The organism is Staphylococcus simulans (genome assembly GCF_025561465.1).
Lineage (GTDB): Bacteria > Bacillota > Bacilli > Staphylococcales > Staphylococcaceae > Staphylococcus > Staphylococcus simulans.
Map to the genome: position 1 here is coordinate 1246284 of NZ_CP095100.1, position 25824 is coordinate 1272107.

Annotated in this window: 19 protein-coding genes and 1 riboswitch; of the genes, 18 read left to right on the forward strand and 1 reads right to left on the reverse strand. The window is 35.7% G+C overall.

Annotated elements, in window-relative coordinates; genetic code table 11:
- Positions 1-78 precede the first annotated feature (78 nt).
- From MUA87_RS05785 to pyk, 5 genes are all read left to right on the forward strand, one after another.
- Positions 79-1308 carry an NADP-dependent malic enzyme gene (locus MUA87_RS05785; RefSeq protein WP_002481176.1) on the forward strand — a complete coding sequence of 410 codons (1230 nt, stop codon included), beginning with the start codon at positions 79-81 and terminating at the stop codon, positions 1306-1308.
- 63 nt (positions 1309-1371) lie between these two features.
- Entirely contained in the window at positions 1372-2244 is an 873-nt protein-coding gene (gene accD, locus MUA87_RS05790) for an acetyl-CoA carboxylase, carboxyltransferase subunit beta (RefSeq protein WP_002481175.1), read from the forward strand.
- A complete protein-coding gene (locus tag MUA87_RS05795) occupies positions 2237-3184 on the forward strand; it encodes an acetyl-CoA carboxylase carboxyltransferase subunit alpha (protein WP_023015968.1) in 948 nt (315 codons plus the stop codon). Before accD ends, MUA87_RS05795 begins: the two co-directional genes overlap by 8 nt.
- Positions 3185-3467: 283 nt before the next feature.
- Positions 3468-4436 carry a 6-phosphofructokinase gene (gene pfkA, locus MUA87_RS05800; RefSeq protein ID WP_002481173.1) on the forward strand — a complete coding sequence of 323 codons (969 nt, stop codon included), beginning with the start codon at positions 3468-3470 and terminating at the stop codon, positions 4434-4436.
- A gap of 36 nt (positions 4437-4472) precedes the next feature.
- A complete protein-coding gene (pyk, locus tag MUA87_RS05805) occupies positions 4473-6233 on the forward strand; it encodes a pyruvate kinase (protein ID WP_002481172.1) in 1761 nt (586 codons plus the stop codon).
- 309 nt (positions 6234-6542) lie between these two features.
- On the opposite strand, the gene MUA87_RS05810 is transcribed toward pyk, so the two are convergent.
- Complete coding sequence (locus MUA87_RS05810; RefSeq protein ID WP_002481171.1) at positions 6543-7904, reverse strand: amino acid permease; 1362 nt, start codon at positions 7902-7904, stop codon at positions 6543-6545.
- Positions 7905-8265: 361 nt separating this feature from the next.
- On the opposite strand from MUA87_RS05810, the gene MUA87_RS05815 reads away from it, so the two are divergent.
- The 13 genes from MUA87_RS05815 (at position 8266) to MUA87_RS05875 (ending at position 25793) form a co-directional block, all read left to right on the forward strand.
- Positions 8266-9384, forward strand: a complete 1119-nt coding sequence (locus tag MUA87_RS05815; RefSeq protein WP_262551384.1) for a citrate synthase — start codon at positions 8266-8268, stop codon at positions 9382-9384.
- Positions 9385-9446: 62 nt separating this feature from the next.
- Complete coding sequence (gene icd / locus MUA87_RS05820; protein WP_002481169.1) at positions 9447-10712, forward strand: NADP-dependent isocitrate dehydrogenase; 1266 nt, start codon at positions 9447-9449, stop codon at positions 10710-10712.
- 173 nt (positions 10713-10885) lie between these two features.
- Complete coding sequence (locus MUA87_RS05825; protein ID WP_002481168.1) at positions 10886-11602, forward strand: response regulator transcription factor; 717 nt, start codon at positions 10886-10888, stop codon at positions 11600-11602.
- Entirely contained in the window at positions 11599-13317 is a 1719-nt protein-coding gene (gene pnpS, locus MUA87_RS05830; RefSeq protein WP_002481167.1) for a two-component system histidine kinase PnpS, read from the forward strand. The genes MUA87_RS05825 and pnpS overlap by 4 nt, the downstream gene beginning before the upstream one ends.
- 92 nt (positions 13318-13409) lie before the next feature.
- The gene (polA, locus tag MUA87_RS05835; protein ID WP_207021167.1) at positions 13410-16040 is read left to right on the forward strand and encodes a DNA polymerase I; all 2631 of its coding nucleotides are present in this window, start codon (positions 13410-13412) and stop codon (positions 16038-16040) included.
- Positions 16041-16055: 15 nt separating this feature from the next.
- A complete protein-coding gene (gene mutM / locus MUA87_RS05840; RefSeq protein WP_070626030.1) occupies positions 16056-16928 on the forward strand; it encodes a bifunctional DNA-formamidopyrimidine glycosylase/DNA-(apurinic or apyrimidinic site) lyase in 873 nt (290 codons plus the stop codon).
- 26 nt (positions 16929-16954) lie between these two features.
- Positions 16955-17569 carry a dephospho-CoA kinase gene (gene coaE / locus MUA87_RS05845; RefSeq protein ID WP_023016089.1) on the forward strand — a complete coding sequence of 205 codons (615 nt, stop codon included), beginning with the start codon at positions 16955-16957 and terminating at the stop codon, positions 17567-17569.
- A gap of 159 nt (positions 17570-17728) precedes the next feature.
- On the forward strand, positions 17729-18751 hold the full coding sequence (locus MUA87_RS05850) for a glyceraldehyde-3-phosphate dehydrogenase (RefSeq protein WP_002481163.1): 1023 nt from the start codon (positions 17729-17731) through the stop codon (positions 18749-18751).
- 144 nt (positions 18752-18895) lie between these two features.
- Complete coding sequence (gene nrdR / locus MUA87_RS05855) at positions 18896-19369, forward strand: transcriptional regulator NrdR (protein ID WP_262551385.1); 474 nt, start codon at positions 18896-18898, stop codon at positions 19367-19369.
- Positions 19369-20799: a replicative helicase loading/DNA remodeling protein DnaB gene (locus MUA87_RS05860; protein WP_105977980.1), complete on the forward strand. Its 1431-nt coding sequence runs from the start codon at positions 19369-19371 to the stop codon at positions 20797-20799. The genes nrdR and MUA87_RS05860 overlap by 1 nt, the downstream gene beginning before the upstream one ends.
- 1 nt (position 20800) lies before the next feature.
- Positions 20801-21721 carry a primosomal protein DnaI gene (dnaI, locus tag MUA87_RS05865; protein WP_002481160.1) on the forward strand — a complete coding sequence of 307 codons (921 nt, stop codon included), beginning with the start codon at positions 20801-20803 and terminating at the stop codon, positions 21719-21721.
- 319 nt (positions 21722-22040) lie between these two features.
- Positions 22041-23984, forward strand: coding sequence for a threonine--tRNA ligase (gene thrS / locus MUA87_RS05870; protein ID WP_002481159.1), 1944 nt, complete (start codon positions 22041-22043; stop codon positions 23982-23984).
- A gap of 57 nt (positions 23985-24041) precedes the next feature.
- A riboswitch (Lysine riboswitch) is annotated at positions 24042-24217 on the forward strand.
- Positions 24218-24305: 88 nt separating this feature from the next.
- Positions 24306-25793: an amino acid permease gene (locus MUA87_RS05875; protein ID WP_002481158.1), complete on the forward strand. Its 1488-nt coding sequence runs from the start codon at positions 24306-24308 to the stop codon at positions 25791-25793.
- Positions 25794-25824 lie beyond the last annotated feature (31 nt).

The window sequence follows — 25824 nt, forward strand, 5'->3', positions numbered from 1 at the left end:
AACAACTCAGTAATAGATTGAACATAATATGCGTGAATTTATTTCGATATTAAGATACAGAACAAAGGAGCGATTGGTTTGTCATTAAGAGACGATGCTTTAGAAATGCATAAAAGAAATCAAGGTAAATTTGATGTTACACCCAAAGTAAAAGTTACAAATAAAGAAGAATTAAGTTTAGCTTATTCTCCTGGTGTTGCAGAACCATGTAAAGAGATTTATGAGGATCCCCGTAAAGTCTATGATTATACATCTAAAGGCAATACTGTAGCTGTAGTAACAGATGGCACTGCAGTATTAGGATTAGGTAATATTGGTCCTGAAGCAAGTATTCCTGTAATGGAAGGTAAAGCAGTTCTATTCAAAAGCTTTGCTGGGGTAAGTGGTGTACCAATAGCTTTGAATACAACAGATACAGAAGAAATTATCAAAACAGTTAAATTATTAGAACCTAATTACGGCGGTATCAACTTAGAAGATATTTCTGCGCCGCGCTGTTTTGAAATTGAAAACCGATTAAAAAAAGAAACTAAAATTCCAGTCTTTCATGATGATCAGCATGGGACAGCAATCGTGACAATGGCTGGATTGATTAATGCTTTAAGAATTACTGATAAATCACTATCAGATATCAAAGTGGTATTGAATGGTGCAGGCGCTGCAGGTATTGCGATTGTGAAGTTATTATATTCATACGGTGTGCGCAATATGATTATGTGTGATTCTAAAGGTGCTATTTATAAAGGACGCCCGCATGGCATGAATGAAACCAAAGAATTTGTGGCAGAATGGACGAACAAGGATAAACAAGAAGGTAAGTTAGCTGATGTTATCCAAGGTGCTGATGTCTTTATCGGTGTTTCTGTTGCTAATGCATTATCTCAAGATATGGTAAAATCAATGAATAAAGACAGTATCATTTTTGCGATGGCAAATCCTAATCCAGAAATTAATCCAGATGACGCAAAAGCGGCTGGAGCAAGAGTAATCGGAACGGGCCGTTCAGATTATCCGAACCAAATTAATAACGTGTTAGCATTCCCAGGCATCTTCAGAGGGGCTTTAGATGTACGTGCAACACATATTAATGAGAAAATGAAACAAGCTGCTGTACAAGCTATCGCTAATTTAATTGGGCCGGATGAGTTGTCACCGGAATACTGTATTCCAGCACCATTTGATAAACGTGTAGCACCATCGGTTGCACGCAATGTAGCGAAAGCAGCTATGGAATCTGGAGTTGCTAGGGTTGAAGTTGACCCAGATGAAATATACAATAAAACGATGAGATTAACTGATATTAAATAGATTATTTTTACAATGTACTGTTATGTCTTTAAATTAACATAATAGTGATGTGGAGGTTGACCAATGTTTAAAGATTTTTTCAATCGAGGCAGTAAAAAGAAAAAATATGTAACTGTCCAAGATTCAAAACAGAATGACGTTCCATCAGGTATCATGACTAAATGTCCAAAATGTAAAAAAATCATGTATACAAAAGAACTATCTGAAAACCTCAATGTGTGTTTTAATTGCGATCATCACTTATCTTTGACTGCATATAAACGAATTGAAGCAATTTCAGATGAAGGAACATTTAAAGAGTTTGATAAAGGAATGACATCTGCCAATCCTTTAGACTTTCCTGGTTACGAAGAAAAAATTCAAAAAGATCAAAGCAAAACAGACTTGAATGAAGCGGTAGTAACTGGAACAGCCGAATTAGATGGTACAAAATACGGCGTTGCAGTTATGGATTCACGTTTCAGAATGGGGAGTATGGGTTCTGTTGTCGGTGAGAAAATCTGCCGTATTATAGATTATTGTACAGAACAACGTCTGCCGTTTATCCTTTTCTCTGCAAGTGGCGGTGCCAGAATGCAGGAAGGTATTATTTCATTAATGCAAATGGGTAAAACAAGCGTATCATTGAAACGTCATTCTGATGCTGGTTTATTATATATTTCTTATATTACACATCCTACAACAGGTGGTGTTTCTGCCAGCTTTGCATCAGTTGGTGATATCAACTTGTCAGAACCGCGTGCTTTAATCGGTTTTGCAGGTCGTCGTGTTATTGAACAAACAATTAATGAAAAATTACCGGATGATTTCCAAACAGCGGAATTCTTATTAGAACACGGCCAATTAGATAAAGTAGTTCATCGTAAAGATATGCGTGCTACTTTAAGTCAATTATTGAAAATGCATACAGGACAAGAGGTGAAAAAAGATGCTTGATTTTGAAAAGCCGTTATTTGATATAAAAAATAAAATAGATGCTTTGAAAGAATCACAAGAGAAAAATGATGTAGATTTGCAAGAGGAAATCGATATGTTAGAGGCTTCTCTAGAGCGTGAAACTGAAAAAATATACAAGCATCTTAAACCTTGGGACCGTGTTCAATTAGCTAGAATGCAAGAACGACCTACAACTTTAGATTATATTCCATACATCTTTGATGATTTCATGGAATTACATGGGGATAGGAATTTCAGAGATGATCCAGCAATGATAGGCGGCATTGGATATTTAAATGGTCAGCCAGTCACTGTAGTTGGTCAACAACGTGGTAAAGATACAAAAGATAATATTTATCGTAATTTCGGAATGGCTCATCCAGAAGGGTACCGTAAAGCGTTACGTTTAATGAAACAAGCTGAGAAATTCAACAGACCTATCTTTACATTTATTGATACTAAAGGCGCATACCCTGGTAAATCTGCTGAAGAACGTGGTCAAAGTGAATCTATTGCTAAAAACTTAATAGAAATGTCTAGCTTGAAAGTGCCTGTCATCACTTTAGTTATTGGTGAAGGCGGAAGCGGTGGAGCTTTAGGTATTGGTATTGCAAATAGAGTATTAATGCTTGAAAACAGTACGTATTCAGTGATTTCACCAGAAGGTGCAGCAGCGTTGTTATGGAAAGATAGCAACCTTTCAAAAATTGCTGCTGAAACAATGAAAATCACAGCACCTGATTTAAAAGAATTAGGTGTGATTGATGAAGTTATTACAGAACCACTTGGCGGCGCACATAAAGATATTGAACAACAAGCGCGCAGTATTAAACAGGCGTTTGTTTCTCATTTAGATGCGTTGAAAAAATTAGATGGACCAGCGTTAGCTGACGATCGTTTTGATAAATTCCGTCAAATGGGTGAATATAAAGAACAATAAGGGAAAAGGATTCTATACTTCTTTTTTAGGGAAGAGTGTAGAATCCTTTTCATTTTGTATTTGAGAATTAATCCGGTTATGATGGTTAAAAATAGCAGAAATTGAAAAAATTAGACTGTAAAAATATGTCTATCGTATCCATATTAAATAAAAAGTGTGGCTATATTTCGAAAATAGAAATATAAAACGTTTACATTATGGATTGCATGGTATTTTTATGGATAACCACGCTATTTTATGGTATTTTTAATGTAAATCATACAAGTTAGGAAGGTCAGTTGTCATGAAAAAAATTGCAGTTTTGACTAGTGGTGGAGACGCTCCGGGAATGAACGCTGCTGTTCGAGCAGTTGTGCGTACTGCCATTTATAATGGGATTGAAGTTTACGGTGTGTACCAAGGCTACCTCGGATTGATAAATGATGATCTTAAAAAGCTTGAACTAGGATCAGTGGGAGATACAATTCAAAGAGGAGGTACATTCCTTTACTCTGCACGTTGCCCAGAATTTAAGGACAAAGAAGTACGTGCCAAAGCAATTGAAAACTTAAGAAGTCATGGTATTGATGGATTAGTTGTAATCGGCGGTGACGGAAGTTATCGTGGTGCTCAACGTATCAGTGAAGAATGCCCTGAAATTCAAACTATCGGTATTCCGGGAACAATCGATAATGATATTCCAGGTACAGACTTCACAATTGGTTTTGACACAGCACTCAATACAATTATTGATTCTGTCGATAAAATCAGAGACACTGCTTCAAGTCACGCGAGAACATTTATTATTGAAGTTATGGGCCGCGATTGTGGTGACCTTGCATTGTGGGCTGGTTTAGCTGTCGGTGCAGAAACAATCCTCGTTCCAGAAGTAAAAACAGATATCAAAGATATCGCAGAAAAAATAGAAGCCGGTATTAAAAGAGGTAAAAAACATTCTATCGTTATGGTAGCTGAAGGTGTTATGTCAGGACAAGATTGTGCAGAAGAATTAGCAAAATACATCCATGTAGATGGACGTGTATCTGTACTCGGTCATATCCAACGTGGTGGTAGCCCAACTGGACAAGACAGAGTGTTGGCATCAAGACTTGGCGGTCATGCCGTAGAATTATTAATTGAAGGTAAAACAGCATTGGGAGTTGGCATTAAACAAAATGAATTAACTCAAACACCATTTGATGATATCTTCAGTAATAAAGGTAGTAAGTTTAATTTTGATATGTATGAGTTAGCACAAGAATTATCAATTTAATGATAGATTTAGTGAAATTTTTAGGAGGCTTTTATAATGAGAAAAACTAAAATCGTTTGTACGATTGGACCTGCATCAGAATCTGAAGAAATGTTAGAAAAATTAATGAACGCTGGCATGAACGTTGCCCGTTTGAACTTCTCACACGGTGATCACGCTGAACACAAAGTTCGTATTGACCGCATCAGAGAAGTTGCACAACGTTTAGACAAAACTATTGCAATCATGCTTGATACAAAAGGACCTGAAATCAGAACACACAACATGAAAGACGGTGTGATTTTCTTAGAAAAAGGTAAAGAAGTTATCGTAAGCATGGAAGAAGTTTTAGGTACAGCTGAGAAATTTTCTGTAACATATGCAGATTTAATCAACGACATTGAAATTGGTTCTTATATTCTATTAGACGATGGTTTAGTAGAATTAGAAGTTAAAGAAATCAATAAAGATAAAGGCGAAGTTTTATGTGAAGTCCTCAACTCAGGTGAAATTAAAAATAAAAAAGGTGTTAACTTACCAAACGTTAAAGTTAACTTACCTGGTATTACTGATAAAGATGCTGATGATATCCGCTTCGGTATCGATCAAAACATCGACTTAATCGCAGCAAGCTTTGTACGTCGTCCAAGTGACGTATTAGATATCCGTAAAATTTTAGAAGAAGAACGTAATACTAACATTCAAATTCTTCCTAAAATCGAAAACCAAGAAGGTATCGACAACATTAAAGAAATCCTTGAAGTTTCTGATGGTTTAATGGTAGCTCGTGGTGACATGGGTGTTGAAATTCCACCTGAAAATGTACCTGTAATCCAAAAAGACCTTATCAGACAATGTAACAAATTAGGTAAACCAGTTATCACAGCAACTCAAATGTTAGACTCTATGCAACGTAACCCACGTGCAACAAGAGCCGAAGCAAGTGACGTAGCTAACGCTATCTATGATGGTACAGATGCAGTTATGTTATCTGGTGAAACTGCTGCAGGTTTATATCCTGAAGAAGCTGTTAAAGCAATGAGAAACATTGCAGTTGCAGCTGAAGCCGCTCAAAACTACAAAAAATTATTAAATGACCGTACTAAATTAGAAGAAACTAACTTAGTAAATGCAATTGGTGTTTCTGTAGCACATACTGCCCTTAACTTAAAAGTTAAAGCAATCGTTGCTGCCACTGAAAGTGGTTCAACTGCAAGAACTATCTCTAAATTCCGTCCACATTCAGACATTATCGCTGTAACACCAAACCCAGAAACAGCTCGTCAATTAGCATTAGTATGGGGCGTATTCCCAGTTGTTAAAAAAGGACGCAAAACTACTGACGCATTACTTAACAATGCAGTAGCAACAGCAATCGAAACTGGTCGCGTTCAAAATGGTGATTTATTAATCATCACTGCTGGTGTTCCAACTGGTGAAAAAGGTACAACTAACATGATGAAATTACACTTAGTAGGTGACGAACTTGTTAAAGGTCAAGGTGTTGGACGTAATTCAGTAGTAGGTAACGCAGTAGTTGTAAATGAAGCTTCTGAATTAGAAGGCAGAGATCTTTCAAACTCAGTAATCGTTACTCATTCTACAGATGAAACATTCGTACCTTATGTAGAACAAGCTGCTGGTTTAGTTGCTGAAGAAGCTGGTATCACATCACCAAGTGCGATCATCGGTTTAGAACAAGGTATCCCAACAATCGTTGGTGCTAAAAACGCAACTAAATTAATCGCTGATGATGTTACAATCACAGTTGATGCAAACACTGGCCGTGTATATGACGGTTATGCAAACGTACTTTAATCATCTCTAAAGTATCAATATTAAACTTTAAATAGACAAGCTGTCTGTTCCTCAGGAGCAGACAGTTTTTTATTTTGATTTGGGAAGTGAATGTATCACCTTATAATTCATGTAGCATTTAAAAGCAGTCTATGCATTGTTTTAAGCATGATATAACACCGGATATGATATTTATAATAAAGAGAGTGTTGTTAATCTATGGGGCTCATATAGGGGATAGAAGAGGATAGGATAGGTTTTAGACAAAGCAAAATGCGCTTACTCTAAAAGTGAGTAAACGCATTTTGTTAGGGTGCGTATTTTTAATTTTTATGATTGATGTTTCTTAAGTTGTTGTGTGTATCTCCAGTACATTAATCCTAAAAGGATAAACCAGATTGGAGATAAAAATACTGCAGTTCTTGTTACCGGGTTGACGAATAGCAATGCGAATACAAAGATGAAGAAAAATAAAATCATGTATCCTGAGAAACGTCCACCTGGCAATTTATAAATTGAATTTTTGTGTGCTTTTGGATTACGTTTATGATAGTTAATATAAGCAACGATAATCAATGCCCAAACTACTAAGAATAAAACTGTTGATACTGTTGTTACATATGTGAATACTAATGTTGCATCTGGGAAAATATAGTTCAATAATGCTGCGATAAGTAATAATGCACATGAAACAAAGATCGCAATGTGCGGCACACCATTTTTATTTGTTTTGTTGAAAACAGGTGGTGCTTGTTCTTGTCTTGATAAACCGAATAACATACGGCTGTTTGAGAAAATACCACTGTTACAAGATGATGCAGCAGCTGTCAGTACAACAAAGTTGATGATACCTGCTGCGAAAGGTATTCCGACTAACGCGAACAATCTTACGAATGGACTGTCAGAAGGATCTACTTTATACCAAGGAATGATTGACATAATTACTGCAAGTGATCCTACATAGAATAGTAAGATACGTACAGGTACACTGTTAATTGCTTTAGGAATAATCTTTTCAGGGTCTTTTGTTTCACCAGCTGTTACACCAATCAACTCAATCCCTACGAATGAGAAGAGTGCCATTTGGAAAGACATGAAGAAACCTGATACACCTTTAGGGAAAATACCATGGTCATAAAGGTGTGTGATACTCGCATGACCGAATTTAGTTTCATAAGCAACGAATATCATACCTAATCCGACAACGATTAACACGATGATTGTCGTAACTTTGATAATTGCGAACCAGAATTCTAATTCTCCAAAAAGTTTTGCGCTTAATAAGTTGAATGCCATTAAAACAAGTACACAGACTAAAGCGCTGACCCAGTTAGGAATTTCAGGCCACCAGAAACTGACATACTTCGCTACGGCTGTAACTTCTGCCATCCCTGTGATAATCCAACATAACCAATATGTCCAACCTGTCACAAACCCAGCAAAGGGTCCGATATATTCATTTGTCACATCTGCGAATGATTTAAATTTTGTGTTTGTAATTAAGATTTCCCCTAAACCCCTCATAAACATAAACAACATTAAACCAATAATGATGTACGTTAATAAAATCGAAGGTCCCGTCATCGCAATCGTTTGTCCTGCCCCTAAGAACAATCCAGTACCGATCGCACCGCCAATTGCGATTAACTGTATGTGCCGATTGCTTAATTCTCTTTGTAAATTGTTTGACATAAATTAATTCAACTCCCTTTTTGCACCTTAATAATATTATGCACATATCCATAGAATATGACAAATGGTTTTTAAAAATATTGAGAATTTTCATGCAATTATCAATGAATTTAAGTTATGATGAATGATAATAAATTAAAAATAATCGGTTAATTTGCATGGGTTTTCGTTACTTAAAACTATAAAAATGTAATATAATACCAATAAAGGCAATGAGATATGGTCTGAACAGGTTGTTTTAGCTGTTTGAGCAATGTAACCGCTTTATACAAAGTTTCGAAATTGTTCACAAAACCGTTAATATTGGATATAATACTAAATGAAAGCCATTTCAATTTGTTATAGAAAAGGGGAAATTAATATGGCAGAATTGCATAAAGGTTTAGAAGGGGTAATTGCAGCTGAAACAAAGGTAAGCTCAATTATCGATAGCCAATTGACATATGCTGGTTATGACATCGATGATTTAGCAGAAAACGCATTATTTGAAGAAGTTGTATTCTTACTATGGAATTACAGACTTCCGACGAAAGACGAATTGAACAAGTTGCAAGAAAAATTATATGAGTATGCAAAACTAGACCAAAAAGTTTATGAGCATTTCGAAGATTATGCAACAGACGACGTTCATCCAATGACAGCATTAAGAACTTCAGTTTCTTATATTGCACACTTTGATGAAAATGCAGAGTCAGAAACGGATGAAGAAAAATTAGAACGTGCAATTAGAATCCAAGCAAAAATGGCATCACTTGTGACGTCATTTGAACGTGTAAGACAAGGAAAAGAGCCAGTTTATCCTAAACAAGGCTTATGCTATGCAGCTAACTTCTTATATATGTTACGTGGTGAAGAGCCAACAGACATTGAAGTTGAAGCATTTAACAAAGCATTGGTATTGCATGCTGACCATGAATTGAATGCATCAGCATTTACAGCACGTTGTGCAGTATCATCTTTATCAGATATGTATTCAGGTATTGTTGCAGCTGTAGGTTCATTAAAAGGGCCTTTACACGGTGGAGCAAACGAACGTGTTATGAACATGTTATCTGAAATTCATTCAGTGGATGAAGTTGAACCATATATTGATAATAAATTGAAAAACAAAGAGAAAATCATGGGCTTTGGACACCGTGTTTATAAAGACGGAGATCCACGTGCGAAATATTTAAAAACAATGAGTAAAAAAATTACGGATGAGACAGGTCGAAAACATTTATATGATATCTCAGTAGCGATTGAAGACTTAATGAAAGAACGTACAGGCATTATTGCTAACGTTGACTTCTATAGTGCGACTGTTTATCACAGCATGGATATTCCACATGATTTATTTACTCCAATTTTCGCAGTCAGTCGTTCTGCAGGTTGGTTAGCACATATTTTCGAACAATATAGAGATAATCGTATTATGAGACCACGTGCTCAATATATCGGTGAAACAAATCGTAAGTATTTACCAATTGAAGAGCGCTAATTTTTAACAGCGACATTCTTGAATCATTAATCACAAAATTTATATTAACGGAGGAATTTAGAATGGCACCAGAAAAAATTGTTAAACAAGAAGACGGTTTATTAGTACCGAATAATCCTATTATTCCATTTATCATCGGTGATGGTATTGGACCAGATATCTGGAGAGCAGCAAGCCGTGTATTAGATGCAGCGGTTGAAAAAGCTTATAATGGCGAGAAAAAAATCGAATGGAAAGAAATCTTAGCTGGTCAAAAAGCATATGATGAAACTGGCGAATGGTTACCACAAGAAACTTTAGATACGATTGAAGAGTATTTAATCGCAATCAAAGGACCTTTAACTACACCAATCGGTGGCGGTATTCGTTCATTAAACGTAGCATTACGTCAAACATTAGACTTATATGCTTGCTTACGTCCAGTACGTTGGTTCAAAGGTGTTCCATCTCCTGTTAAGCGTCCAGAAGACACTGACATGGTTATCTTCCGTGAAAATACTGAAGACATCTATGCAGGTATCGAATTTAAAGAAGGTACGCCAGAAGCTAAGAAATTAATCGATTTCTTACAAGATGAAATGGGTGCTAAAAACATTCGTTTCCCTGAAACTTCTGGTATCGGTGTAAAACCTGTATCTAAAGAAGGTACTGAACGTTTAGTACGCTCAGCTATCCAATATGCGATTGATAACAATCGTAAATCAGTTACATTAGTGCACAAAGGTAATATCATGAAATTTACTGAAGGTGCATTCAAACAATGGGGTTATGATTTAGCTGAAAGTGAATTCGGTGATAAAGTATTCACTTGGCAACAACATGATCGCTTAGTAGATGAAAAAGGTAAAGAAGAAGCGGACAAAATCCAAGATCAAGCAGTTGCAGATGGTAAAATCATTATCAAAGACTCAATTGCTGATATCTTCTTACAACAAATCTTAACGCGTCCTGCTGAGTATGATGTAGTAGCAACTATGAACTTAAATGGTGACTACATTTCTGACGCATTAGCAGCACAAGTCGGCGGTATCGGAATTGCACCTGGTGCAAACATCAACTATGATACTGGCCACGCTATCTTTGAAGCAACTCACGGTACTGCACCTAAATATGCAGACCAAGATAAAGTAAACCCATCATCAGAATTATTAAGTGCAGTATTAATGTTAGAACACTTAGGTTGGCAAGAAGCTGCTGACTTAATTACAGATTCAATTGAAAAAACAATTGCATCTAAAGTTGTAACGTATGACTTCGCACGTATGATGGATGGCGCTAAAGAAGTAAAAACTTCTGAGTTCGCTGACGAGTTAATCAAAAATCTATAAGACTTAATTGATTTCAAGCTATACTGCTCTGATAAGGGCGGTATAGCTTTATTTTTTTGAATGATTGAACTTGTTAAGTGAATGTTAAGTTTATGTAAAGATGTTTCGTAGTATGTTATCTTTTTGAAAATATAAGTTATAATTAAGATGAAAAATACACAGGGGGTAAGACTATGACACAAAAAATTTTAGTAGTCGATGATGAACAATCCATTGTAACTTTGCTGAAATACAATTTAGAAACAGCAGGTTATTTAGTAGAAGTTGCTTATGACGGTGAAGAAGCACTTCAAAAACTGAATGCCGTACAACCAGATTTAGTCGTATTAGACGTAATGTTGCCGAAGTTGGATGGCATTGAAGTTTGTAAAACGATTCGTTCAGACCGAAATCTTGTTCCTATCTTAATGTTGACTGCCAAAGATGATGAGTTTGATCGCGTATTAGGCTTGGAACTCGGTGCAGATGACTATATGACTAAGCCATTCTCACCAAGAGAAGTTGTAGCACGCGTAAAAGCTATTTTACGCAGATCTAAACAAGTTCACAGTCAAAAAGAAGAAGAAACAGATAGTGAAGATGTAATCATCGGTTCAATCAAAATCAGACCTGAATACTTTGAAGTATATAAAAATAATGAACTGTTAGAATTGACCCCTAAAGAATTTGAGTTACTTCTTTATTTAATCGAGCGCCAAGGTCGTGTTATTACAAGAGAGCACATGTTGAACTCTGTATGGAATTATGAATTTACTGGTGATTCAAGAATTGTTGATGTGCATATCAGTCATTTAAGAGATAAATTAGAGGAAAACCCTAAGCAGCCGAAGCTTATTAAAACTGTTCGTGGATTAGGCTATAAACTAGAAAGACCTAAATCTGCAAATTGAAGTTTTACACAAGATTACTGCTGACGTTAGCCATCTTGATTATCTCTTGTCTTGTTGCTTTAGGTTTATTGATTAATCATGCGATTTATACAACGATTTCATCGAGAGATGCTGAAAACTTGAAGCATGATGCTGAGCGTATCAACAAGACATACAAAGCACATCATGAAGAGGCTTTAAAAGAATACGCACACTTAAATAATTTTACAATATCCATACATAGCAATGATGGAGGTAAAACATTATTTAAATCAGATAAAAAAGTTCCCGCAAATCCAAACATCAATGTAGTTGGAAATCCATCTAATCTGCTTTATGATACGCATCATGACAATCGTAGATTTACTTATAAATATATTAGTAATGATCATTTTATTATAATTACAGGTTACGATAATGAAATTACACAACTACAATTTGAAGCTTGGAAATATATTGCGATCATTGGTTTATTCATTATTGCCTTAGTCTTCTTAATTGTTAGAAACATTAACCGCACATATATCAGACCGATTAATGATGTAACTTATGCGACGAAACTCTTAGCACAAGGGCACTATCATATCAGAGTACCTGAAAGCAATGTGAAAGAAACGCGAGACTTATTCGTAACAACGAATGAATTAGCACGTCGTTTACAAAAAATGTATAATGAACAAAAAATTCAATCAAATCGTTTGAAAACAACACTTGAAAATATACCAAGTTCAGTTTTAATGATTGATAAATACGGTAAAATTGTTATCGCAAATACAGCATATTATGAAATGTTTAATCCTGAAACAAATGTCGTGAATCAAAATTACAATCGTGTGATCAAAGGTAAATTGAATACATTGATTATCGATGCCTTTAAAACCGAGAAAACGATGAATGAACAAGTCAAAGTATATTTGAATAATGTTCACGAACGTTATTTTGATACCGTCTGTGTGCCGATTTTATCTCGTAAAAAGAAAAGAATGCAAGGGATGGTTGTCGTTCTTCACGATATTACCAGCTTGAAGAAATTAGAGAATTTGCGTCGTGAATTTGTCGCAAATGTCTCACATGAGCTGAAAACACCTATCACTTCAATTAAAGGATTTGCGGAAACTTTAATTGATGGGGCGAAGAATGATGAAACGACGTTGGATGAATTCTTAAATATTATTTTGAAAGAGTCTAATCGTATTGAGTCATTGGTCGAAGATTTATTAGACTTATCACATATTGAACAACAAAAAGAAATTGAAACAGAACCTGTGGATTTATCTGATGTAACGAGAAACACCGTAAAAACTTTATATACAAATGGTAAAAAGAAAAATATTACGTTGGAAACGGATATTGAAGATTACGTGATTATCGATGCCGAAACATCGAAAATTGCTCAGGTTGTGGTGAACATCGTCAGCAATGCGATTAACTATTCACCTCAAGATAGTCGTATTCATGTGCGTGTCTATAAAGATGGAGAAAAACGTGTCTTAGAGGTCGAAGATTTTGGGATTGGAATCGCTCCAGAAGATCAAAAACATATCTTTGAACGTTTTTATCGTGTAGATAAAGCTAGAAGCCGTGATTCAGGCGGTACAGGACTTGGTTTGTCTATTACGAAACATATTGTCGAAGCTTATCACGGACGTATTCAAATAGACAGTCAAGTTGGCGTAGGTACAACGTTTAAAGTGATATTTTTCGATAATAAAAATAAATCAATTAAGTTATCTTAATATATGCGCCGGATGGAATTCCGGCGCTATTTTTATGAGTGGCTATGTCACATATGATAAAATAGAAACAAATCAATTCTGGAGGTTATAGTGTGGAAAAATTAGTGTTAATTGATGGGAATAGTTTAAGTTTCCGAGCATTTTATGCATTGCCTCTTTTAACGAATCGTGCAGGAATTCATACAAATGCCACTTATGGATTTGCGATGTTATTAGAAAAAATTATCAAAGAAGAAAAACCGACCCATTTCTTAGTCGCATTTGATGCTGGAAAAACGACATTCAGACATCAAACATTTAAAGAATATAAAGGCGGCAGACAAAAGACGCCACCAGAATTAAGTGAACAATTTCCGTTAATCAGACAATTATTGGATGCATATCATATTAAGCATTATGAACTAGAAAATTATGAAGCGGATGATATTATTGGAACGTTAAGTCAAGCAGCAGATAAAGCAGGTTTTGAAACAATAATTGTAACGGGTGACCGAGACTTAACACAACTCGCTTCTGATAACGTGACTATATACTATACGAAAAAAGGTGTGACAGATGTTGACCATTACACACCTTCATTCATCGCGGAAAAATATAATGGTTTAACACCGTCACAGATTATTGATATGAAAGGTTTAATGGGAGATAGCTCAGATAATATCCCAGGTATCGCGGGTGTCGGTGAAAAAACAGCTATTAAACTTTTAAATCAATTTGATTCAGTTGAAAATCTTTATAATCATTTAGATGAAGTATCTGGTAAAAAGTTAAAAGAAAAACTTGAAAACGGTCATGATGATGCGTTGATGAGTAAAGAGTTAGCAACGATTAATAGAGAAAGTCCAATTGAAGTTACACTTGAAGAAACGAAGTTGCCTGATGAAGTGGATCAAACACAAAAAATTGAACTGTTTAAAGAACTTGATTTTAAACAAATGTTGAACCAAATCGATGTTGATGCCGATACTGAAACTGAATCTGATCGAACATATGATATTGAAACAGATTTCAACTCAATTGACTTTGATCAATTAAAACAAGCAGCGCTTCACTTTGAAGTAGATGAAGGTGACTATCTCACTGCAGATATTTTGAAATTCGGCTTTAAAGCAGATGAACACTTTGTAGTGATTAATGCGGATGAGATTCAAAATTATCCTGAGTTAATAAAATGGTTAGAAGACGAACAAACAGAAAAGTATGTCTATGATGCGAAAAAAACATATGCAGAAGCACATCGCATGAATATCGATATTAAAAATATTACGTTTGATATTATGTTAGCAAGCTACATTTTAAATCCATCTCGCTCAATTGATGATGTTCATTCAGTAGTTGTCGATTATGGCCAAGGTTATGTACCTGAAGCAGTACACGTTTTTGGTAAAGGCAAAAAACGACAAGTGCCAGAAGATGATGTGTTGAATCCTTATATTGCTTCGATTTTGGATGCGATTGATACGAGTACACCTGTAATGATTGATGCATTGAAAGAGTACAATCAATTAGATTTATTCAATGACTTAGAATTGCCGCTTGCGCGCATTTTAGGACAAATGGAAGAAATGGGCATTTACACGGATATTGAAGAGCTAAAAGAAATGGAAAGAGAAATTCAAGGTAAGCTTGATACTTTAATTGCTCGTATTCATGAAGCAGCAGGTGAAGAATTCAATATTAATTCACCGAAACAATTGGGTGTCGTATTATTCGAAAACTTGAAGTTACCAGTTATCAAGAAAACGAAAACGGGTTACTCAACTGCAGTAGATGTTTTAGAACAACTACAAGGCGAACATCCGATTATCGAAGATATCTTAGAATATCGCCAGTTATCTAAATTACAATCTACTTATGTAGAAGGCTTACAAAAAGTGATACAAGATGATAATCGCATTCATACACACTTTAACCAAACACTTGCACAAACAGGACGTCTGTCATCTGTCGATCCTAACTTGCAAAATATTCCTGTACGTTTAGAAGAAGGTCGCCGCATTAGAAAGGCCTTTAAACCTGCAGAAGCGGATAACGTTATTCTTTCAGCGGACTATTCTCAAATTGAATTACGCGTACTTGCTCATATTACGCAAGATGAAAGCATGATGAATGCCTTCAGAGAAGGAAGAGATATTCATACAGCTACAGCCATGAAAGTCTTTGGTGTAGAAGCAGACGAAGTAGATGGTTTAATGCGTCGACAAGCTAAAGCTGTAAACTTCGGAATAGTATATGGCATTAGTGATTATGGTTTAAGCCAAAGTTTAGGTATTACGAGAAAAGCAGCGAAGAAATTTATTGATGATTATTTAGATAGTTTCCCAGGCGTTAAACAATATATGAGTGATATCGTTAAAGATGCGAAAGCAAAAGGTTATGTAGAAACATTATTACACCGTCGCAGATATATCCCTGATATTACAAGCAGAAACTTTAATCAACGCAGTTTTGCAGAAAGAACAGCTATGAATACACCAATTCAAGGCAGTGCTGCAGATATTATCAAACTAGCAATGGTTAATTATGATAAAGCTGTGAAAGAAACAGATTTCAATGCACACTTATTACTGCAAGTACACGATGAGTTGATTTTTGAACTGCCAAAAGATGAGGTAGAAGCTTTCAGTGAATTTATTGAAGATATTATGGATAATGCCATTGAATTAAAAGTACCATTACAAGTGGATACTAACTATGGTCCAACATGGTACGATGCAAAATAGAAAGAAGGTCGCAAATTGCCTGAATTACCAGAAGTAGAGCACGTTAAAAGAGGGATTGAACCCTTTGTGATCAATCAAATTATTGAAAGTGTTGAGTTCTCGGATAAAGTCATCGATGGAAAAGCGAGCGGTAGAGACACAATTATTAAACAAATTGATTTGCCGATGTTTAAAAATCGTACAGAAGGCTATAAAATTACACGTGTGGAACGCAGAAGTAAATATATTCTTTTATATTTAGAGAAAGATGAAGATAAAAGAGTATTAGTCAGTCATTTAGGAATGACTGGTGGCTATTTCGTAGTCAATGACTTAACGGAGATTATTGTACCGAATTATCAAAAACATTGGCACGTCAATTTCAAACTTAGTAACGGCAAACAATTAATCTTTTCTGATATTAGACGCTTTGGTGAAATTAAAAATGTTGATGATATTACAGCATACACGTCATTTGAAAAGATGGCTCCAGAGCCTTTTGATGACAATGCATACACACACTATCAAAAACAATTAGCATTGCCGAAGTATCAGAATAAGCCGATTAAACAAGTTATCTTAGATCATCATGTTATTGCAGGTTGCGGTAATATTTATGCTTGTGAAGCTTTATTTAATGCACGTATTCATCCAAAACGCAAAGTTAATACTTTAACGAAACAAGAGCAAAAGCGTGTATTTGATGAAGTAGTGGCTGTTCTAACATTAGGTATTGAACAAGGCGGAACCAGCATTTCTGATTATCGCCATGCAGATGGTCAAACTGGACATATGCAGGAGTATTTAAATGTATATAAAAAGAAAATCTGTCCTGTATGTGGCGGTCCGATTGAGACAGAAGTGATAGGTGGCAGAAACAGTCACTTTTGTCCAAACTGTCAAAAATAAATAAATTGAACGAGGGAGATTAGATTATGCAAAAAGTAATTGGTTTAACAGGCGGAATCGGAACAGGTAAATCTACTGTATCTGAATTGCTTGCAGTCCATGGTTTTAAAATTGTGGATGCGGATATTGCGGCAAGAGAAGCGGTAGAAAAAGGTTCTGAAGGTTTAGAACAAGTCCGCCAAGTATTTGGCGATGAAGCGATAGATGAAAATGGTGAAATGAATCGCAAATACGTCGGTGAAATCGTATTTAATGATGACAAAATGCGAGAGAAATTAAACCAAATCATACATCCTATCGTGAGAGATTTAATGGAAAGACAAAAAGAAGCTTATTTAAAAGAAGGCTTCAATGTAATTATGGATATTCCATTATTATTTGAAAATAACCTTCAAGATACTGTTGATGAAACATGGTTAGTCTATGCTTCTGAAAGTATTCAAGTGGAACGTTTAATGGAACGTAATGACTTAACACAAGAAGAAGCGAAAGCGCGTGTATATAGTCAGATCTCTATCGACAAAAAACGTCGTATGGCAGATCGTGTTATTGATAATCGCGGTACGTTGCTAGAGCTTAAACAAAACCTTGAAGCATTGTTGATGGAGGAAGGTTATATTCAAAGTTCTGAAGAGGTTTAATGTGAATATGATTTTAATCTGAACATGAATACAAAAAATTGCTTATCATTAGTGATAAGTAATTTTTTTAATTATTTTGCTAAAACGCTTTCATTTTAACGTGAATATGTTATACTGATTCCATAAAGTATAACACATATAAAACGAGGGGTGCTTTTTATGACAACGAATATTGCAATTAATGGAATGGGACGCATTGGGCGCATGGTTTTGCGTATTGCTTCTAAAAATGATGATTTAAATGTAGTGGCAATTAATGCGAGTTATCCTCCAGAAACGATTGCACATTTAGTAAAATACGATACAACACATGGTAAATATGACGGTGATGTAGAACCGACAGAAAATGGTATTCGTATTGATGGTCATGATATTAAATTAGTTTCAGATCGTAATCCAGAAAATTTACCTTGGAAAGATTTAGATATTGATATTGTCATAGAAGCGACTGGGAAATTTAATCACGGAGACAAAGCGGATGCACATATTAAAGCAGGCGCTAAAAAAGTCTTATTAACAGGTCCTTCAAAAGGCGGTCACGTACAAATGGTTGTTAAAGGCGTTAACGATGACAGCTTAGATGTTGAAGAATTCGATATCTTTAGTAATGCTTCATGTACGACAAACTGTATCGGTCCAGTAGCAAAAGTATTAAACGACAACTTTGGAATCGAAAATGGTTTAATGACTACAGTACATGCGATTACAAACGACCAAAAAAATATTGATAACCCACACAAAGATTTACGCCGTGCGCGTTCTTGTAACGAAAGTATTATCCCAACTTCAACAGGTGCTGCAAAAGCATTGAAAGAAGTTTTACCTGAATTAGAAGGTAAATTACATGGTATGGCACTTCGTGTTCCTACTAAAAACGTTTCATTAGTAGACTTAGTAGTAGACTTAAAAGAAGATGTAACAGCTGAGCAAGTCAACAAAGCATTTGAAGATGCTGACTTAGAAGGTGTATTAGCTGTTTCAGATGAGCCACTAGTATCAGTTGACTTTAACACAAACCCTAACTCAGCAATCGTTGATTCAATGTCAACGCTTGTAATGGATGACAAGAAAGTTAAAGTGATTGCATGGTACGACAATGAATGGGGTTATTCTAACCGCGTTGTTGATATTGCAGTTCAAATTGGTGAATTGTTAAAAACAAAAGAAAAAGCAACAGCTTAATTGAAACTGCTGTCATAAATTTTTAACCAGTTAATCAGAAGTAGGGCTCTGATTAACTGGTTTTTTTATGTGCTGGCTTCCTTTCTTTTGTGACTTGCACTTTTATAGTATAATAGGCGTAATCAATTAAAGAGGTGAAAATGAATGAAATGCCCTAAATGTAATTCTACGCATTCTCGTGTGATAGATTCTAGACATGCTGATGAAGCCAATGCCATTCGCAGACGTCGTGAATGTGAAAATTGCGGCACTCGTTTTACTACATTTGAGCATATTGAAATGAGTCCGCTTATCGTAGTGAAAAAAGATGGCACACGTGAGCAGTTTTCACGTGACAAAATATTGAATGGGCTCGTTCGTTCGTGTGAAAAGAGACCAGTCGGTTATCAACAGCTTGAAGATATTACAAGTAAAGTAGAATGGCGTTTAAGAGATGAAGGCCATGCAGAGGTTTCTTCAAGAGAAATTGGCGAACATGTGATGAATTTATTAATGCATGTGGATCAAGTATCCTATGTAAGATTCGCCTCTGTATATAAAGAATTTAAAGATGTCGATCAATTGCTTGAATCTATGCAAGGCATCTTACAAGAAAAGAATAAACGGAGTGAATCTTGATGAAGTTGAGTCAAAATGACTTTGGATTACGTCCGCAAGATCCATTCAAAGTGCTGCAAGCACAAAAACTTTCTGCATCTCAACTCGAAGTATTGAACCGTTTGTTTACACCACTTATTGGCACAACAGCCATCGGTGTGTATCATTATCTTTCTCAGTTTGCAGAGGTTAAACAACAAAAAGACTATACACATTATGTGATTATGAGTGAGTTGAAATTAAACCTAGGTCAATTCAGAGAAGAAATGAATCGTTTGGAAGCGATTGGACTGATTAAAACCTATGCAAAACATGATGAAAATCAATCACAATTTGTGTATTTGTTAGTCGATCCGCCATCACCTAAAACATTTTTCAATGATCCTATGTTATCTGTTTATCTCTATAAAGAAGTTGAGGGTAAACGTTTCCATGAATTACGTCGTTATTTTGAATCGACACAAGTTGATTTATCAAATTATCATGAAGTGACAAGAAATTTTACAGATGTTTTTAAAGTACCCAATCATGCGTTAGATAAGGTAGATACGACACATCAAATAACAGAAACACAAAAATACGATGGTATGAACTTAGACCGTGTTCACTTTGACTTCGAATTGTTGTATCAATTACTAAGCAATCATTTTGTCAGTGCAGAAATAATAGAAGAAAAAACGAAACATCTCATTACACAACTCGCTGTGCTATACGGTATAACGCCGGAAGGGATGAAGAATTTGATTTTAAAATCGCTGACAAGTGCACAAAAAATTTCGTTTGAAGAATTGCGTAAACAAGCGCGTGCGTTTTATGCGATTGAACACGAAAATCAATTGCCGTCTTTAGAGGCGCAAGCAGAACCTGTTCGACCAGAAACTGCAGAAGAGGCACAAATAGAAATCAATTCTATTCCTCAAACAGATGAAGAGTTTAAACAATGGTTTAAATTAATGGATAATTTAAGTCCGATTGATATGTTGACAGGGTGGTCGGGTTCAGAACCGACACCTCAACAAAAATATATGATAGAAGACATAATCGTGCGAGAACAATTACCGTTTGGTGTAATTAATATGTTATTACAATACGCCATGTTAAACAGTGGGATGAAATTGACTAAAAAGTATATATTAGAGATTGCATCAAACTGGAAAAAATTGGAAATCAGTTCTGCAGAAGAAGCCTATCATCATGTGATGAAGTTGAAAAAGGATGAACAAGCACGTCAAACTAAAAGTTATCAACAACAAAGCGGTCCAAAACGCTTTAATAATAGAAGAAATCCTGTATCAAAAGAGATTACACCTGATTGGCTGTTGAATCGAGAACATGAAAAACGTCGTAAGAAAGGTGAAAAACGTTCATCCGCTTCAACCGACCAATCTCTCGCGCAAGATAGTGCAGCCTTTTTACAACACTTAAAAGAAACATGGAAGGAGGATGAATAATATGAAACGTTTCAGCAATATCATGCAGACATCTCCAGATTTTCAAAAAAGATTTGAGAAAATCAAAAGAGATGTAATTAATGATCCTGACGTTAAACGCTTCCTAGAAGAACATCAATCTGAAGTAACGAATCGGATGATTGAAGAAGACTTGAATATTTTGCAAGAATATAAAGACCAGCAAAAACATTATGATGGCCATGAATTCAAAGATTGTCCTAACTTTGTTAAAGGTCATGTACCTGAACTCTATATTGAACATAACAGAATTAAAATCAAATACCTTCCATGTCCATGCAAAATCAAACACGATCAAGAACAACGAGAAGCACATTTAATCACTTCACATCATATGCAGAGAGATACGTTAGATGCTAAATTAGCAGATATTTATATGGATAATCGTGAACGTTTAAATGTAGCTATGAAAGCTGATGAATTATGTAAAGCAATCGTAAGAGGAGAAAGTGTTAAAGGTTTATATCTATATGGTTCTTTTGGTACAGGTAAATCCTTTATTTTAGGTGCGATTGCCAATCAATTGAAGTCCAAACTGATTCCTTCAACGATTGTATACCTACCTGAATTCATCCGTACGTTAAAAAATGGATTTAAAGATGGTTCATTTGAACGTAAATTACAAGTGGTCAGAGAAGCGAATATCCTCATGCTAGATGATATCGGTGCAGAAGAAGTCACACCTTGGGTGCGTGACGAAGTCATCGGACCATTACTGCATTATAGAATGGTACAAGAGTTGCCGACATTCTTTAGCTCAAACTTTGATTTCAAAGCTTTAGAACACCATTTAGCGATGACGCGAGATGGCTCTGAACAGACAAAAGCTGCTAGAATTATGGAACGTATTAAATCTTTAGCAGAACCCTATGAATTAGTCGGCGAGAATTATCGTGATGATTGATATTTTTTGAAAATGAGTTATAATAGAATTAAATCTAAATCAACGTAAACATTAAAGGATATGACATGTTTTTCACTGTTATACAGAAAATTGCTGGTGATGAGAAAGCAGTTAACATACTAATATGTTACTCCCTTTTAGATAAATGATATTCGTAATGGATATCCGGCTCAAGACCGTTATCTTATGCAGAGATGAGAAACAGTATCATGGGAATGTTCTGTTTCTTAAACTAGGGTGGTATCACGAGAACCTCGTCCCTTTATAGGGCGGGGTTCTTTTTGTTTTACGTGAAGATTATAAATGGAGGCGTTTATGAATGGACAAAATTAGTATTACATTTCCAGATGGCAACAGTTCTGAATTTGATAAAGGCATTACTACTGAAGAAATCGCACAATCAATCAGTCCTGGGTTAAGAAAAAAAGCAGTAGCAGGTAAATTTAATGGACAAATGGTTGATTTGACTCGTCCACTTGAAGAAGATGGATCAATTGAAATCGTAACTCCTGGCAGTGAAGAAGCACTTGAAGTGTTACGTCACTCTACAGCGCATTTAATGGCACAAGCATTAAAACGTTTGTATGGCGACGTGAAATTCGGAGTAGGTCCTGTCATTGAAGGCGGTTTCTACTATGATTTCGATACTGATGCTAAAATCTCTTCAGATGATTTCCCTGAAATCGAAAAAACAATGAAACAAATTGTAAATGAAAATCATAAAATTGAACGTAAAGTAGTCAGCCGTAATGAAGCGAAAGACTTCTTTAAAGACGATCCGTATAAACAAGAATTAATCGATGCAATTCCTGAAGATGAAAATGTGACACTATATACACAAGGTGAATTCACTGACTTATGCCGTGGTGTACACGTACCATCTACTTCAAAAATCAAAGAGTTCAAACTATTATCTACAGCAGGTGCATATTGGCGCGGTGACAGCAACAATAAAATGTTACAACGTATTTATGGTACAGCGTTCTTTGATAAAAAAGAATTAAAAGCACATTTAAAAATGCTTGAAGAACGTAAAGAACGTGACCACCGTAAAATCGGTAAAGAATTAGACTTATTTATGAACAGTCAATTAGTAGGCGCTGGTTTACCATTATGGTTACCAAACGGTGCAACAATTCGTCGTGAAATTGAACGTTACATCGTAGATAAAGAAGTTAGTTTAGGCTATGACCATGTTTATACACCTGTTTTAGCTAATGTTGACTTATATAAAACTTCAGGACACTGGGATCATTACCAAGATGACATGTTCCCGCCAATGAAATTGGACGAAACTGAAGAAATGGTTTTACGTCCGATGAACTGCCCACACCATATGATGATTTATAAAAATAAACCACATTCATACAGAGAATTACCAATTCGTATTGCTGAATTAGGTACAATGCATCGTTATGAAGCAAGTGGTGCGGTATCAGGCTTACAACGTGTACGTGGTATGACTTTAAATGATGCCCACATTTTCGTACGCCCAGATCAAATTAAAGAAGAGTTCAAACGTGTAGTTGAATTAGTTCAAGAAGTTTACAAAGACTTTGGTTTCGAAAACTACAGCTTCCGTTTAAGCTATCGTGATCCAGAAGATACAGAGAAATATTTCGATGATGATGAAATGTGGAACAAAGCTGAGGCAATGTTGAAAGAAGCAGTAGATGAAATGAACTTACCGTATGAAGAAGCGGTAGGGGAAGCGGCATTCTACGGTCCTAAATTAGACGTTCAAGTTAAAACAGCTATGGGTAAAGAAGAAACTTTATCAACAGTTCAACTTGACTTCTTATTACCAGAACGTTTCGACTTAGCTTATATCGGTAAAGATGGTGAAGAACACCGTCCAGTAGTTATCCACCGTGGTGTGGTATCAACTATGGAACGTTTCGTAGCATTCTTAACTGAAGAAACTAAAGGGGCTTTCCCAACTTGGTTAGCACCAATGCAAGTTGAAATCATCCCAGTTAATGTGGACTTACATTATGATTATGCACGTCAAATCCAAGATGAATTAAAATCACAAGGTGTGCGTGTAGAAATTGATGATCGTAATGAAAAAATGGGTTATAAAATCCGTGAAGCACAAATGCATAAAATCCCATATCAACTTGTAATTGGAGACAAAGAAATTGAAAACAATGAAGTGAACGTGCGTAAATATGGTTCTAAAGATCAAGAAACTGTAGAAAAAGATGAATTCATCTGGAATTTAGTCGATGAAATTCGTCTAAAAAAACAACGTTCGAATTAAGACCTTGAAATCAGTCTGGAATTAAGGTATATTACAATGTAGTTAATTAAATATTAAAAAAGTGTTAGAGGTTGCATCTTTGATGAGTTGCTTATCAGAAGCTTTATTGGAGCGTATGTTGAATAAGTTAAAGGCAAAGATGCCGAAATTTACAATAGCCATAACTATTGTATTTTGGGTCAGTTTCCGAATAGGAACTGGACTGTCACATAATGTGATGTGCTACCGTATATGATAAATTTCAAGTGATGGTCGCATATCTGTAGCGGCCATCATTTTTTGTATTCATGCAAGCCTCTATACTAAAGAAAGGAATCGATTATGAACAATCAATCTAATCAGGATGCAGGCATCCAAAGAGGTCTGAAAGACCGTCATATTTCCATGATCGCCATCGGGGGATGTATCGGAACAGGATTATTCGTTACATCTGGCGGTGCAATTCATGATGCTGGACCACTCGGCGCATTAATCGCCTACGCAGTTATCGGTATTATGGTGTTCTTCTTGATGACATCATTAGGAGAAATGGCAACGTACTTACCAGTATCTGGTTCATTCAGTACGTACGCAACACGATTTGTAGACCCATCATTAGGCTTTGCTTTAGGATGGAACTATTGGTTTAACTGGGTTATCACTGTAGCAGCTGACGTAACTATTGCAGCGCAAGTGATTCAGTACTGGGATCCAATGAAAGGCATTCCTGCATGGGCATGGAGTGTACTCTTCCTTATCATCATCTTCGCTTTAAACTCATTATCAGTTAGAGTGTATGGTGAAAGTGAATATTGGTTTGCATTAATTAAAGTAATAACAGTTATTGTCTTTATTGGTATCGGTTTACTTACTATTGTCGGTATCATGGGCGGTAAATTCATCGGATTTGAAACATTTACTTCTGGTGACGGCCCGATTTTAGGTGGTAATTTAGGCGGAAGCTTATTATCAATCTTAGGTGTATTCTTAATTGCTGGTTTCTCATTCCAAGGAACAGAGTTAATCGGTATTACAGCAGGGGAATCAGAAAATCCTGAACGTGCTGTACCAAAAGCAATTAAACAAGTATTCTGGAGAATTTTATTATTCTATATCTTAGCTATCTTTGTAATTGGTATGATTATTCCTTATACTCATCCAGCATTGATGGGCGGAGAAGATAACATCGCGACATCACCATTTACATTAGTATTTAAAAATGCTGGTTTAGCGTTTGCGGCATCATTTATGAACGCAGTTATCTTAACTTCAGTATTATCAGCAGGTAACTCTGGTATGTACGCATCAACACGTATGTTGTACTCTATGAGTAAAGATAAACTTGCAGCATCAGCATTTGGTAAAACTACAAAGCATGGTGTGCCATTCTTAGCATTAATCGCAACTGGCGCCGTAACAGTATTAATCTTCTTAATACAACGCTTAAGCGGTGATGCATATGAATACATCGTTGCAGCAAGTGGTATGACAGGCTTTATCGCATGGGTTGGTATTGCAATCAGTCACTACCGATTCAGACGTGCTTTTAAAGTCCAAAATTATGATAAACATGAATTGAAATACAAAGCTAAATGGTTCCCATTCGGTCCGATTTTCGCAGGTATCTTATGTGTGATTGTTATTATCGGCCAAGATGTTGATTTCATTAAAACAGGTGATTTTGATCCAAATCGCTTCATTATCACTTACATGGGTATTCCAGTTTTCTTAGCATTCTTCTTGTATCATAAAATCAGATATAAAACTAAAAAAATTCCATTGAAACAAGTTGACTTAAGTCAAGACGTGGATATGAGCCAATTTAAATAAAGTTAAAAATTTTAATTGACTTTGTCTTGTA

Coding starts and splice junctions, on each gene's coding strand:
- MUA87_RS05875 (WP_002481158.1), top strand. CDS start 24,306: ATGAACAATCAATCTAATCAGGATGCAGGCATCCAAAGAGGTCTGAAA.
- MUA87_RS05825 (WP_002481168.1), top strand. CDS start 10,886: ATGACACAAAAAATTTTAGTAGTCGATGATGAACAATCCATTGTAACT.
- dnaI (WP_002481160.1), top strand. CDS start 20,801: ATGAAACGTTTCAGCAATATCATGCAGACATCTCCAGATTTTCAAAAA.
- MUA87_RS05815 (WP_262551384.1), top strand. CDS start 8,266: ATGGCAGAATTGCATAAAGGTTTAGAAGGGGTAATTGCAGCTGAAACA.
- pfkA (WP_002481173.1), top strand. CDS start 3,468: ATGAAAAAAATTGCAGTTTTGACTAGTGGTGGAGACGCTCCGGGAATG.
- coaE (WP_023016089.1), top strand. CDS start 16,955: ATGCAAAAAGTAATTGGTTTAACAGGCGGAATCGGAACAGGTAAATCT.
- accD (WP_002481175.1), top strand. CDS start 1,372: ATGTTTAAAGATTTTTTCAATCGAGGCAGTAAAAAGAAAAAATATGTA.
- MUA87_RS05860 (WP_105977980.1), top strand. CDS start 19,369: ATGAAGTTGAGTCAAAATGACTTTGGATTACGTCCGCAAGATCCATTC.
- MUA87_RS05810 (WP_002481171.1), bottom strand. CDS start 7,904: ATGTCAAACAATTTACAAAGAGAATTAAGCAATCGGCACATACAGTTA.
- MUA87_RS05795 (WP_023015968.1), top strand. CDS start 2,237: ATGCTTGATTTTGAAAAGCCGTTATTTGATATAAAAAATAAAATAGAT.
- MUA87_RS05850 (WP_002481163.1), top strand. CDS start 17,729: ATGACAACGAATATTGCAATTAATGGAATGGGACGCATTGGGCGCATG.
- nrdR (WP_262551385.1), top strand. CDS start 18,896: ATGAAATGCCCTAAATGTAATTCTACGCATTCTCGTGTGATAGATTCT.
- pyk (WP_002481172.1), top strand. CDS start 4,473: ATGAGAAAAACTAAAATCGTTTGTACGATTGGACCTGCATCAGAATCT.
- thrS (WP_002481159.1), top strand. CDS start 22,041: ATGGACAAAATTAGTATTACATTTCCAGATGGCAACAGTTCTGAATTT.
- icd (WP_002481169.1), top strand. CDS start 9,447: ATGGCACCAGAAAAAATTGTTAAACAAGAAGACGGTTTATTAGTACCG.